Source organism: Vibrio sp. Y42_MX_L11 (genome assembly GCF_024181785.1).
GTDB classification, from domain to species: Bacteria; Pseudomonadota; Gammaproteobacteria; order Enterobacterales; family Vibrionaceae; genus Vibrio; species Vibrio diabolicus.
The window spans coordinates 1-14,187 of record NZ_JAMZAP010000007.1 but is presented as its reverse complement, the minus strand read 5'-3'; the positions used below and the strand labels follow the sequence as shown (position 1 = coordinate 14,187).

The following is a 14,187-nucleotide window of genomic DNA, read 5'->3' as shown; positions in this document are numbered from 1 at the left end:
TTTGTGATGAAAAGAGCCCCTCAATTGAGGGGCTCTTTTTGTTTGCCGTTTCGCGTTAATTTAGGCCAAGCATATTGGGTTCACCACGATAAATAATGCGATCGTTTCCTCGGTGAATACCAAACGTAACAATGACGGGTGGGTTTTCCTCTTCACTTGTAGAGCTATCCCAGTCGTATTTTAGCCAAGGGATGCGATTGCCTGAGCTGCCTAAATCTAGGTGGAATTGTATTTGCTCGCGCGCTGAGTCAATTTGGCTTGCAACGATATCGGTCATCCTGCCAATACTCATCGTTCCAACGCCAGAAAGCAGGGCGTTGTTTGCTGGCGCATGCGACCAAATTGGCGTGCTGAAGTAATATTCACCATTCGCCGTTGTTGAGCTGTCATCGAAGTTAGTCGTAAATCGGCCGTCTTGCCAAATTTCCACATCAAGTGACACTTTGATCATCATGCCTTGGTTGCCACCCACATCTTGAAAGTTCAAACGACCGAATCGAATGTCCGGTTGTTGAGTGAGCATTTCGCTGTTATCAAAGAAATTTACCTCATCAACGGCTTTAGTCGTGACTATACCTATTTTGCTGCTGTCACTGTTAGTCCCATTATTAAATGGACCATCAGGGTATTGTTTATCTGTCGTGTTCTTTTTCCAACATGGGCTATTGTTACAAGTCGCATTGGTCGAGGGCTTCTCGATAACAAACGTTCCAACACTCGCGCTACCCAGTAGTTTCCAGTCTACCTTCTTAGGCTTAGGCGGCAAAAACCGTTCGGAGTATGAGCTTAGTTCGCCTAAGTCGAAATGTTGTTGAAGGTTAGATGAAAAGTGGACGTAGTTCTTCACGTTTTCCTTATTCGCATTGAGTGCGACAACATCGTAAGTGACTTTCTCAAAAGGTTGATTCATGTAAGCAAAAGTTTGGCCATGTGGGTAGTGCCATTCTTGGTCTTGCACTTGAAAATATTTTGGGTAAAAACGACCGATGTAACGATAGCCTTCGTTAACAGTCATACCTAGATATTTACTTTCTAGGTTTGCTTTTACTCTCAAGCTCCCGACTTCTTCCCAATATAATCCATTAAAGACGAATTGATCATTCTTGGCTGAATTATGCGCCTGAGCCAGTGAGTCACTACTTTTTAGCAATTTCGAGGTTTGGTTCGCTGTCTCTGATGGCGTATGTTGCTCACTCGACAAGACAACCGATGCTGCTGGAGCGTCATCAAGCATAAAATTACGGGTGATAGAGGCATCACAATAACGTGCTGATTCCACAGAGCCACTTACAGAGCCGTCAGGTTGCCAAATGATGGGTTTCACTGTTAGAGAGAAAAGTTCTCCGGCAGCAATAAACCCATCTCCTTGTTCAGAGGTGCCAGAAGGCAAAGCACGTTGGTTGTCACAGATAGCCAGTGTCCATGGTCGCGAGTACACATTAAATGTTCCTTTCACTTCCACTTTGCCTTCTTCTGGGCACTCTTCAAATCCCTCACATTCAAAATGATCGGACAATGTCACTTCAAATATGCCGGACTCGTTCGTGATAAGACCATGCTCAGACAAGCCGTCTTTAAATTCCGCTGAATAGCTAAAGTTTCCTTCACTTCCTCCTAATGGTTGAACCAATGGATGAAAAATCTTAGGAGTACCATTGTAGTTGCTTGCGACTACAGGTTCGCCGGTGGAAGCACAAGCCAGCAATCGCGTATGCACGTTTTCTGGTTTACCTGCAATAACGCGTATTTCATTTAAAGTTGCGCTTTTCGTCTTTGAGTAGGCCTCAAACATAAATGGCGTAAACATAAAGCTAACCGTTTGATGCTTGCTGGTGTCTTTTGCCATAGTGAAAGTCAGCGTGTAGTTAGTACCTAACGCGATGGCATCAATATCGTTCGGGACCACTCGAACAACGAGCTCACCATTGTCGTCAGACATAAATTGGTTTGCTTTTAATATCTGCTGACCTTTGACCACCTCTAAAGTGAACAAATCAGGGTGTGATAGGACAGCACTGACTTCTGCGCTTACAACTTCTCCGTTATTGGTTGTTGTTGCTGTAAATTGCGGAAGATTGTCGCCGCACATCAGTGCCATGTCGTCCGATGGTGTGACGCTTAGGTCGAAGTCGTTCTCTGATGGTGGTTGCATGCTGCAATTCGGAACATCTTGAGGGGTGATCGGACAGAGCTGAGAAGAGTAGTGACAATCAGTGTCGTCTAATCCACAGTATTGCGTGTATTTGTTGTCTTGTGCTTTCGTTTGTGCACTTCCTGGCGTTTGTTGGATTTCACCACAAACTTGACTTGGCTGATTTGGAGCGTTGTTGAAGTTCAATGTTTGGAAGTATTTAATTGCTGTAGTAGAGCCATAGAACGAACCGTTCAATGCGGCAGATGCTCCTTTAGTCTCAGTAGTGCCGTAGATCTCCATGTCATCAATAAGCAGAGAACTGTGCGCCACAATATCACCGACGACGAAATGTCGTTGGAGAGGGTTCGTCGTCTTGAGATGCAATTGATGGCCTTTTGATTCAATGGTGCCACAAACGTTAGCATTGAATATATCGGTCGTACTGTGAGTCAAAATGTCACCAATAATGGTGTTGTACTCACCATCAATATGAAGGGTCTCACCTGTTAGCTCTATATCCCCATCGATGAGAACGTTATGCAGCTTTGTTGGATAAGCCGATAGAAGATCACCATAGATAACAGTGTGCTTGTTTTGGTAATCGTCAATGCTTGATGCTTTCTCATTGTTAACCGTTAATCCGGTAGCGAGTGCGTGGAGAGAGATACGCTTATTGGGTTCACCAATCGTATTGTTCCCCTCTAACACAATGCCATGAGCTGCTTCTAGCGTTATCTCTTTTTCCGGTAATGAGGAGACAATTTTGTCACCAGCGGGTAGAACTAGTTTCCCTGTACAGTGATAAGTCGTACCATCGCTTCCGATATTAAAACTCTTGTGTGAGCAAAGTTGACCTAGCTCAGATAGATCTTTGACGTCATAAGTGGTGGCGTGTGAGGCTAGCGGTAAAACAAGAACCGCAGCGAAAATACTGCAAAGACGCATCATCAAATGTCCTAAAAAAGTGGAACAAGATGGCATCAAGCGAGCGTGAGCAAATGCTCACAGAAGTTGAAATGTCGGCGGTGTTTTTGGTTTTTAATCCGCTTACTTATTGAACTTTGGCTATTTTTATTTCGTATGTCATACCAAAGCTTAGTGGCGTTATTAGAACGTAAGTATGAGATTAGTTCAATAGCAAAGTGTGACATGAGTCGCTTTATTCATGTAACTATTTGTTGATAAAAGATAATAATTAACAAGTTGATTCAGAACCAGTAGCTTGAGCGTCCTGATTCTGAACCGAACTTAATCCTAGGCTGCGTGAACAATGAGTGGCGCCATTTGATATAACTCTTCTAGTATGGCTTTCGTTTGTCTCGAATAGACCAGACGATCGCGATCGCCTACGAGTTGAATGGCTCTGACTTTACCTGCAACCAGGCATTGCCTAATGGTGCGTAGAACCATTTGGATATCAATCTCTGAGGTACCATCAAGGCTGTTTTTGGTTTTTAGGGAGCCAAGGTCGATACTGAGGATTATTTGGTCGCAATGGTCGAGGTAATTGCCGATCAACTGCTTTACATTATTGCGATGACGAAAAGAAAACTCTTTATCGGTTACCCAGTCACAACCTTGATCCTCCGCGTATTCCCACGTTTCTTGCTTTGTATCTTGTTCGCTAACACCAGCAAAAAATAATCGCACGTTTTGATAGCGAGAAAGAGCAAAATGGAATGCCGAGCCTAAACGTGGTTCAAGTGTTGGCTTCAAGTTCATGTCATGTCCAATATTTACCACACCCACTTCGTCTCGATAGGACACGACCACAGGTAACATGGACAAGATTGCCTCGGTACAGTTAGTTACTAAAACAGGAATAGAATGACGAGAAAGCGAAAGACTTAACGCTTCCTGAAACTCGCCATTTTCCAGCTTGTCGTGGTTGAAGTGACCAAAGTTTTCAGCGGTTTCATGATCATGCTGTTGGTATAGCCAATCACTAGCATTTTCCAAACTTTGATCAGCTAATTCAAACGCGCCCTTAGACATGGGTGGCAAATACTCACACACTGTCATAAAAGAAAAAGGGTAATGCTGCGGCTGTTTCACGGTGTGGTGGAGTTTATAGCGTTTGAAAAAGCTTAACATAATGAATTACCTTTCTGGTGGTAGTGCCCTTGCCGCTTGCAACACATGCAAAATAATGCGCTGCTTATCCTTTTCGACTCGGTGGGCCGGAGCCATCACCGAGACCGCGCCGATCAGTTTGCTTCCTTTCATCACTGGTGCACTGATGCCAGAAACACCCGGGTCAATTTCTGAAGTACTGACGGCATATCCGTGTTTACGGATGGTTGTGAGCTCTTGTTCCCATTCGTCTCGTCGGTGATCTTGATTAAAGTATCTCAAGATTTTCTCGCATCGACTTTGAGGCATAAAAGCGAGCATCACTTTAGATGAGGCACCACGTAGCAGAGGTTGACTTTGACCCTGGACGAAGCTGCAACGTAGCGCCTGCATACTTTCTTTTTGTCTGACACAAAGCGCGCGATACCCTGCAGGTACCATATAAGCGGCCATTTCCCCTGTTTGTTGTACCAACCGAGCCAGTATGGTTTCGACCATATCTAACCCATGCTGTGCGGTCTCATAGCTATGCATGAGCAGCAATGCTGCCGGGCCAACTACAAATGTCTTGTCGTGTACGCTTTCTTCAATCAAGTTCCACTCTTTGAGCAGCTTCAAGTGTCGGTAGAGACTGCTCAAAGGAACGTTCAATTGCTCGCTTAGCGTTTTCGCAGAGACTGGGAATGGACTAACTGCAACTTGCATTAACAACTGCAGTGCTTTTTCGTTTACCTGGTTCGCATTAGCTTTGTTTGTCGTCATGAGAGTGTTGTAACGTGTTATATGAATTACGACAAATATAATTCTTAATCACTGAGAAAAGAAAAATAATTTTAATGGGTAATTCTCGCAGAGTGAGAATTTGACGACTGAGGGCTTACCTTGGTACCGATGGGCTCAAAAATGATGTCGTATTGACGTCTCAGGTTTGAGTCGTTTGATGCTAAATTGGAACAAGAGGGATTAAGACATTGTTTAGTTTGCGGTATTACTAAGTGTTTCGCATACTGAGTTAATCTAAATAAATAATATTATAAACGAGAGTTGCTAGTGGGTATCAGAATCCAGATACCATCTCAGTAAATCGGTTTTATAAAAGGTTACTTTTATATGCTGAATAAGGCGCTTTTTAAAAAAGCCATCATTTTTTTGTTGCCCATTCCTTTGATTGTTGGCGAGGTCTTGTATTTAGCTCGTGAAAGCGTGCAAAACAACCTCAATCATCTATTAGAAAAAAACGTTCAAATCGCAGACGAAATTTTATTCCAAATAGAGACCGAAAACCGCACGGCATTGTTGCATCCTAGACGATGTGAAGAGCTTCAGCAAAACTTGATGTTTGAACGAGATATCGAAGAAATGCTGATTGTAAAAAATGGGGTCATTACGTGTTCTTCTAAACTGGGTGTAATTTCTAAGCCGTTAGCCGAGCACATTATATTTCCCGAGGGACAAGCGTTAGCACTTGGAAACGTGGATAGCGTATATGACCAATTTTTGCTCGTCGTGACCGAAGGAGAGCACGGTTATCAAGCGGTGACGATTATTGATCATGACTACTTTAATGCGAAGATAGGATTTAATAACGATTTACGCTTAAAACGCTCTGCCTTATTTATTCATGACCAAGTTGCACCTGAAGAAGCGTTGAGAACGGGAAGTAATCCTATTGGCATCAAATCGTCGCAAATGTTTGAATATGAAGCTTTGAGTGAAGCCAGCGACCTTTTCGTCAAACAAAGAACACTTTCCTATTTTTTGTATTCAATTCCAATCATTTTTGTTATCTATCTTTGCTTATATGCGTTAAATAAATTTATCGATCCTCATCGAAGCTTGGTCCTGGATTTAAAGAAAGCCATAAAGAAAGGCGAGTTGACTCTGTATTACCAGCCCCAGATTAACGTCGATACTGGTCAACTATTTGGTTTTGAAGCCCTAGTGCGATGGGAACATCAGAATAAAGGGTTCATTTCTCCTGATGAGTTTGTGCCAGCGGCGGAGCAAAGTGGATTGGTCTTTTTGCTCACGGATTACGTTCTCGATAAAGCGGCAGAAGACTTTAGTAAATTAGACTTTAATCAGTCTGTTCACCTTGGTATTAATGTGCCGCCCGGTTACTTAGTTGGGCCAAACGCGATTAGAAAGATTCAACTCATTGATAGGAAGTTAAGTCGAAATAACGTCTCATTAGGCATAGAGATAACAGAACGTCAACTCATTGATGCTGAAGCCAGAAAGTGCATCGCAGCGCTGCGGGTACATGGCATTGATGTGTTGATCGACGATTTTGGTACCGGTCAAACCTCGCTGGCGTTTCTGCAGCACATGCGTATTGATTACCTAAAAATCGATAAGTGTTTTGTCGAAACTATTGGCATACCTAGCCTTAGTGCTTCTGTTTTAAAAGCTATTGTTCACTTTGCGGAAGAGCTAAAAGTACAACTCATCGCTGAAGGTGTAGAAACAACGGCGCAAGCCGACCATTTGAAAAAGATGGGAGTGCGATATCATCAAGGATATTTTTACTCCAAGCCTTTACCTTATGATCAACTTGCTCAGCGAAGTCATTATGATTGGTAAACGTTAGCCCGATAGCATTGGTCATTGTCATCAAAAACAAACTCTAACTCATTCTTGATGCTATCCAAGCGGTCTTCTTGGTAATGAGATACATACAATAGCTGGCTTAAATTCTCTCGGGCGATGAGCTCAAGTGTATTCTTAACTAAACGCCTACCAAGAAAATCTAACCCTTGATATGGCTCGTCCAAAATCAGTAATGTTGGTTGTTTAACGATGGCTCTTGCAATCAACAACAGGCGCTGCTGACCGTACTCTAATTGCTTGAATGAGGTTTTTCGGTATTGGCTCATATGTAGGATGTCGAGCCATTCGTTTGCGATGTCCACTTCTTTACGAGTGGGTTGGTTATACAACCCTATGGAGTCGTAAAAACCGGACAAAATCACGTCTAGCGCACTGCAGTTAACGCGGTATTGAAGGTGTAACGCTGAAGATACCATGCCTATGTGCTGCTTAATTTCCCAGATTGTCTCGCCAGACCCTCGCTTTTTACCAAAGATATCAATGTCATTGCTGTAGCACTGAGGATGATCACCAAAGATTAACCCAAGCAAGGTGCTCTTCCCACAGCCATTTGGGCCTTTGACCTGCCAATGCTGACCTTTGTCTATTCGCCAGTTTAAGTCAGTAAAGATCTTCTTATCAGTGTATTCAACAGACCCATTTGTTAGTTCAAATATTGGATTGTCGAAGTGTGTCGAGTGCTGATGCTGACGTATCAAGTTCATCATTTCTTCACTCTGTTGCTCGGACTGACATTTAAGTTGTCCAATGATTGGATGATTATCCCAACTGGATTTATCCATTGTACTGTCCAGCTTTCCTGCACTGAAAAGCGCAACGCGATCAATCCACTCAGGCATATCAGACTCGCGAGAGAAGGTGACCAGTAGCTGTACGGTTTGAGAAAGCGAGTGTAAATAGTGAGCGAGAGCTGCTCGATGGGCAATATCTAAACCAGTAAATGGGTTATCTAGCAGTAACAAATCAGGCTGTGTTGCTAAAGCGCGAGCTAACATCACTCGTCTTGTTTCCCCTGTAGAGAGAACACGAAAGCCACTGTGTTTAAGGTGAGTTAGGTCGAGGTCGGTAATCAGTTGATCTATTAAATTAGCGTCTTGGCTGCGCTCCTGAATGAGTGAGTAAACGGTACTGCCTTGATCGATACGATCAAGAAAGTCTGTATCGTCCTTTTCTAATTCTCTTTCCAGTAATCGCTGTTGCTCTGATAACGACACTTGAGCAACGGACAGCCCATCAAGCTCAAGTTTTCCGCTTATTGGTAAAAGCTCACCACAAATAAGGTCTCCAAGTAGAGAACCAATATCCCCATCCGCGCTGAATATTCCCCATGATTGCTGAGTGTCTATTTTCCAATCGTCAATAAATAGGTGAGCCGTGTTCCCTTGAGCAGCAAGCTGACTAAAACGAATAGTCATATGTTTGTCTTCCTTGTTTTCGTTGTAATCGTTTATTTATAACAATTTACGAACTCAGTAAGGAAGCGCTTTTGTGTATTAATTTTAATCAATGCAGCATCTTGTGAGCACTCAAGGGTAGTGCTATTTGAGAGTGAAACCGCCACTATGTTTGCAGGTAATAAATTGACCTATCAGTAATTTCATTGAATTTTACAATGAGCTTATCATTATGCGCATAAATGTTATGCTGCTACACTCATACTTGCCGTTTATTTAATTAATCAATGTAAGGACACATGTTTATGAGTGAAACGGAATATGATTACCCTTCGAGTTACAGCCTAGTTTCTATCACCGATACGTCCAGCTATATCAAATATGCCAGTGAAAACTTTAATGAAGTCGCGGGGTTTGATGATGGTGAACTTATCGGTAAGCCTCACAATGTTGTACGCCACCCCGACATGCCGAAACAGGCTTTTAAAGATTTATGGACTCACCTGAAAACTGGAAAGCACTGGATGGGAATGGTGAAAAACCGACGTAAAAACGGAGGGTATTATTGGGTTGATGCGTTTGCTTCTCCTATCAAATCCAATGGTGAAGTTGTTGAGTACCAATCGGTTCGATTTAAACCTGAGCGTATACACGTTCAACGAGCGGAAAAAGCGTATTCAAAACTTCGGAATAACGGTAAACCATTGCAAATGTATCTTCCCCGTACGCGTTTGTGGATGAGAGCAGCCTTCTTTCTTTTCATTTCCAACCTTCTTGGCTTGCTAACTCTACAAATGAACCAATCACCAGCGGTGGCCTTTGGCATTGCTGCATTACTTTCCGTTTTCTCAATTTATGTATTAACAAGGCCAGTTGAGAAGCTTGCTAGACAGGCTAGGCAAGACTTCAATAATCCACTAATGGAGTATATTTATTGCGGAAAAATTAACGATCTGGCTGAAATTGAGCTGGGTATGAAGATGCGTAAGCAATTTGCAGATGCGCTATTAGGGCGAGTCGGGGTGTCTGTAAAAGACTCTTGCGAAGAAACGCGTGCAAGTGCCAACAGTGCTGCGACTAATAGCCAGCAAGTGACGGAAAACTTGAGTGCACAGAAAGTAGAGATCGACTCGGTCGCTACAGCGGTCAACGAGATGCAAGCCTCATCATCTGAGATATCAAATAATGCTCAAGCGACGGCCGATGCTACGCTAGAAGCGCAGAGCACGATGACAGATAGCAGTAGCGTTATCGATAATGTTAACCACTCGGTACTAGAGCTGGTGGATGAGCTCGGCGAAATCTCTAAAGTGGTCATGCGTTTGAACCAACAAACCGAGCAAATAGGAACCGTTGTTGAAGTGATCAATGATATTGCTGAACAAACCAACTTATTAGCGTTGAATGCAGCAATTGAAGCGGCGAGGGCAGGCGAACAAGGGAGAGGGTTTGCAGTCGTTGCGGATGAAGTGAGAACCCTTGCTAAAAGAACACAGGAATCGACAACAGAAATTAAAGCGGCCATTGAAGGAATTCAAAAGGGCAGTAAATCAGCGGTTTCTGCGCTAGAGAAAGGTAATGAAATGTCGACCGGAACGGTAACATTATTAGGCACGGCTTTAGAGAGCATCCAACAGCTGCAATCTCTCGTTCAGGATGTAGTCGAGCGAAATCAACAAATTGCGGTAGCGATAGAAGAACAGGTTTACGTAACGGATGAGATTAACGAAAACATCCAGTCGCTTAACTTAAAGTACAGTGAATCGTATGATCTGATGACAGAAACGAATCAGATGAACTCTAAAGTGCAAAGTTGTACCAATGACCTATCTGAAATGATTAAGAAGTTTGCTTAAACACTAGAAAATAGAAATAAAGAGCCCGCTAATTTTTAGCGGGCTCTTTATTGGAATGTGGTGAAGCTCTGGGGCCGTATACGACTAGGGGTTCGAACCTCCGTCATTTTACAAGCACTAAAACGACGAAAGCTCGCAATAAATGCGAGCTCTCTAATAAGTGGCGGGCTACATGGGACGATTATGGGAACTGGGAGCTGATATGTAATTATGATTGATTTAACTCGGTTTCGGCCAACTTTTAATTGTTGATGGGTGTAAGAGTTCATCAATAACTGGCTCTATCGCAACCCTATACCGAACTATTGACCACCGTTGACCATGCGTGGTCAATAGTTCGGTACTACAGCCTTTAACCCATATTGCCGAATTAGCAGAAAAAGAACCACAACAAAGAGTTAAAGCCTTTTATTGCTAAAACAATAGAAGTTCACACCAATACAACTAGTGGTTTGTAGCTGAAAACTTACATTTATCTTTTAATAGGTTTATAACTGGTTTGATTGTGCCAAATGTAGAATTCCTATTATCGTGTCCCCAGTTTTGTCTATGCTCTCTATGTTTGCTTATAGTTACACATATACAGTTTTTAGCTCGGGACAAGGCCACGTATATCGCACAATTGTCTTCAAAGGTTTGACTCTTATATTGCCAAAATTCCTGATCTTCTAGACCCATGAAGTAGACAGTGTGATACTCAAGGCCTTTACATTTGTGGATGTTCATTATATGTACAGAGTTTTCAGCGCTGAATAGATTCGCAGCGTCTACCAATGAACTGGTTTGATTACACATATTTCTTAAATGGATTTCAAGTGCTCGCCAAACATGAGCAAAATAATCAGGGGATTTGTACTGTTTCCACCTTCCTTTTATTTTATTCATTCCAAGCTCATGAATAAAACTTTGGACAAGGGATAACAAGTCGTCAGCGGTTGTTGTTTCAGTTATTTGTTGTTGTGTTAACAGGATGAAATTCATTAAAGAAGTAGTAAGTACTTCTTCTTTATCATCACCTGCTTCAATTTTGTTTAAGGTTAAATTAACTTTAAACAACTCCGTCATGACTTTAGGTTCAGGGTACACTATCGCTTTTAAAAATAGTGAGAATAATTGCCCAAGAGGCTCTTTTAAAGCATCTTGTAAGTCGGTCATATCAAGGTTATTTATACCAATCTTTGTCAACTCAGCTCTCAATACTTCCGTGTTCTTTGATGCCTGCTGCTTAGTTAAAATAGAAATGTCACTCGCTTTGATACCACTATCTAAAGATTCTTTTATGTGTTCAGCAATAAAGGCAGCTTCTTGATACTCGTCACTAAAGGCATGTAGAGAGCAGTTATTTGGGATCTGAGATATTTCTTGAATTGTGGATTCAGGGAACTGAACAAATTGCAATACTACTGCTAGTACATCTTGAATTTCGCTAGATGCTCGGTAGTTCTTAACTAGTAATTTTTTCTGTGCAGAGAAATCATTTAAAAAATCGCTGAATACCGTTTGACGTGCTCCAGCCCACAACATTATGCTCTGGTTAATATCTCCAACAGTTAAAATTTTGGTCTCGGAGTTCTGAAACAACAGTTGTAACAATTCATATTGCTCATTGGTCGTATCTTGAAACTCGTCGACAAAAACATATGCATAAGAATAAGAGAACATAATTCTAATATCTTCCCTTTCGCGTAGGATACGCATAGCCAGTGCTAGTAAATCACCCATCAATATTTTTGTACTACCATCTGCATCTTGACGGCGAAAGACGATATCGTAATTGTTTATTGGACGTTCATTTTCTGGAAGAACATTTTTAAATCTATCCACAATGCTCTTACTGAATGCATGGAATGTAAAAGAATCGAAGCGACTAGCTTTATAGCCACAACGCTTGTTTATCCTTTCTTTTATGTTTAACTGAGCTTCAGTTTTAAATGTAAGAGATAATATTCTTTTAGGCCATACACAATTATCTGTAAAAAACAAATAGCTTGCTTTTTGTGCCAACAACTCTGTTTTACCAGCACCAGCATTAGCTAGTACTGCTACTGAACAATCGCAAGTAATAATCTCCATTAATTCGTCTGTAGCTTCTATACCATCAGATGGTTTCCACTCAGTCATTACTCAACTACCTGTTCAGACAACTCGACAATACGCTCCATCAAACGTGTTAGTTCAGATGGTAATTTTTCCAATATTTCCTGAGATGTATACCGCTCCTCAAGTTTGGTAAACATACGGACATGAGATGCAGGTTTACTTTTATTCGATAAGAACCGATAGCGGTACCACAAGAAATTTCTTTCCCAATTTGATCCAAAATTAAAGCGCTTACCTGTATTCCCTTTTTTAAGTACTGCTTTGATTAACGCAGCTTCTCTTTTTGTAATGTTTTCATCTTCTTCGTCTTCTTTTCCTTCAGTTGGCCCCCTTTCGCCGTAAGCCTCATCCTTTTCACAAAAAATCTCTGGAAAAGCACAGATCATTGAATAATCAATATCTAAAGGGCTAGAAAAAAATACGTTGTATTTTTCTATTTCATCCACAATAACCTTGACTACATTATCAGGATCGCGAACAAAGAAGTTAGTCGGGCTTTGAGGTGAATTCCAAGCAGGAATAGAATCTAGAATATCTCCGTAAATAAAATCCGTGCTGTTATTGTCCATCAGTCTCAGTTGCTCAATCACATACTTCATGCGACCAAATCCACCTCCATTGCGATCTATATCAAAATCCAATAACGTCACAAAAGGTATCTTTAGCGAATTCAGTAAACGCCAGAAATGATTGACATGTCTTCCCCCAAGTGGAATAACAGATATTGAATGACCATCAATGTCTTTACCATAGTGATCCAGTAGCTTGGGTAAAACAACTTGTTCACTGTCGCCTTCACCAAGTATCACAAGTTTCGCAAAGTAAATTTCGGGGTAAGCCTTAATAGCTTCACTAACATACTTAGCCTGCTCATCGCTATCTTCGGGTAATAGTAATCCTTGAACTTTCGTACATATATTTTCACTGTCTAATCGGAAATGACGAATTTGTTCTGGTTTTATGCGGCCAACCAATGAGGCTGAGTGTGTTGAAACTAAGGACTGACAGAATTCGGTCGAAGCATAATCCTTTACTAGTTTTAAAATGCGACCTAAATAATGTGGGGATAAGTGGTTTTCAGGCTCCTCGAGTACAATCAAACTGAAAATAGGTAGCTTCATCTTATCAACATCAAAATTTGATGATTGACTACCTACAATGGCTTGGCGTGTCGCTTTGTCTATATCGAATAGTGCTTTGGTTAAAGCAAAGTAAACGAGAGATTTTTGACCATCACTTAATCGACTGGTATCCACCTTATTACCAGTTGCATCTGGCATAAATTGAAGCTGTATAAGTTTCAATATTTCATCCACATCACCGACAGGAAAATTCAGTTTTGCTTGATTAAGATGACGCCCTTTATATATGTCTTGCCAATTATGATTTATTGCCTGTGTGATCTGCTCTAAAGCAGGATTGTCTGCTGCTAATTGATTAAGTTGTTGCGCTTGCGCTTCGAATGAATCTTGTTCGCCATCTGACCATTTTATAGCCTTTAGTAATCGACCCAATATGGCCTTTGATGAGTATTTTAACTGAACTAATGGATCTCTATTGGCCGGAACATAATTGACTTGGATTGCGTTTCTTTGAGTCGCTGAGAGGCGATGCTTATCCTCCTCCTCTGGTTCTTCCATATCACCATCAATCACCCAAATACTTTCATCGACGTCACCTAGTGGGTTGAAATCGTAGCTTAAGTTTGCCTCTAGTCGAACTCTAAATATAATTTCACCAGTGGAACTCGATGCTGTAAGTCCATTGATTAAGGGTGGTACTGATGGATTACCTTCAGAATTGGTAAGAGTAAACCATGTTTCTATCATTAAGCTTCTTGGAGTGGCTGCATCTACATTGTCGGGTAAGTGAAAGTCGGAAGGTAAAATGCCACGTAAAGGTAAGTGTTCACCAAGCCCCTATTGACAGAAAAAGTGTGACACTCAGCACTTGATCCATTCTTGGCTATTGAGTGATCATTCCAGTGCTTCATCCTGTTTGTTATGAGCAGAAAGAAAGC

Annotated in this window: 8 protein-coding genes; 2 read left to right on the top strand and 6 right to left on the bottom strand. The window is 41.6% G+C overall.

Going from position 1 to position 14,187, the window contains the following annotated elements; translation table 11 throughout:
* Positions 1-55: 55 nt before the first annotated feature.
* From NL643_RS09065 to NL643_RS09055, 3 genes are all read right to left on the bottom strand, one after another.
* Entirely contained in the window at positions 56-3,082 is a 3,027-nt protein-coding gene (locus NL643_RS09065; protein WP_253644288.1) for a DUF6701 domain-containing protein, read from the bottom strand.
* Between the two features lie 306 nt (positions 3,083-3,388).
* Positions 3,389-4,228: an arginase family protein gene (locus tag NL643_RS09060; RefSeq protein WP_005391051.1), complete on the bottom strand. Its 840-nt coding sequence runs from the start codon at positions 4,226-4,228 to the stop codon at positions 3,389-3,391.
* Positions 4,229-4,234: 6 nt separating this feature from the next.
* The gene (locus tag NL643_RS09055; protein WP_005391048.1) at positions 4,235-4,969 is read right to left on the bottom strand and encodes an IclR family transcriptional regulator; all 735 of its coding nucleotides are present in this window, start codon (positions 4,967-4,969) and stop codon (positions 4,235-4,237) included.
* 348 nt (positions 4,970-5,317) lie between these two features.
* Here NL643_RS09055 and NL643_RS09050 point away from each other — a divergent pair, with 348 nt between their 5' ends.
* A complete protein-coding gene (locus NL643_RS09050) occupies positions 5,318-6,790 on the top strand; it encodes an EAL domain-containing protein (RefSeq protein WP_253644287.1) in 1,473 nt (490 codons plus the stop codon).
* Here the strand turns inward: NL643_RS09050 and modF are convergent.
* Positions 6,778-8,232 carry a molybdate ABC transporter ATP-binding protein ModF gene (modF, locus tag NL643_RS09045; RefSeq protein ID WP_253644286.1) on the bottom strand — a complete coding sequence of 485 codons (1,455 nt, stop codon included), beginning with the start codon at positions 8,230-8,232 and terminating at the stop codon, positions 6,778-6,780. The genes NL643_RS09050 and modF overlap by 13 nt on opposite strands.
* Before the next feature lie 284 nt (positions 8,233-8,516).
* Here modF and NL643_RS09040 point away from each other — a divergent pair, with 284 nt between their 5' ends.
* On the top strand, positions 8,517-10,067 hold the full coding sequence (locus tag NL643_RS09040; protein ID WP_253644285.1) for a PAS domain-containing methyl-accepting chemotaxis protein: 1,551 nt from the start codon (positions 8,517-8,519) through the stop codon (positions 10,065-10,067).
* A 444-nt stretch (positions 10,068-10,511) separates the two neighbouring features.
* On the opposite strand, the gene NL643_RS09035 is transcribed toward NL643_RS09040, so the two are convergent.
* Positions 10,512-12,188, bottom strand: a complete 1,677-nt coding sequence (locus NL643_RS09035; RefSeq protein WP_253644284.1) for a UvrD-helicase domain-containing protein — start codon at positions 12,186-12,188, stop codon at positions 10,512-10,514.
* Entirely contained in the window at positions 12,188-13,996 is a 1,809-nt protein-coding gene (locus NL643_RS09030; protein ID WP_253644283.1) for an ATP-dependent endonuclease, read from the bottom strand. The genes NL643_RS09035 and NL643_RS09030 overlap by 1 nt, the downstream gene beginning before the upstream one ends.
* Positions 13,997-14,187 lie beyond the last annotated feature (191 nt).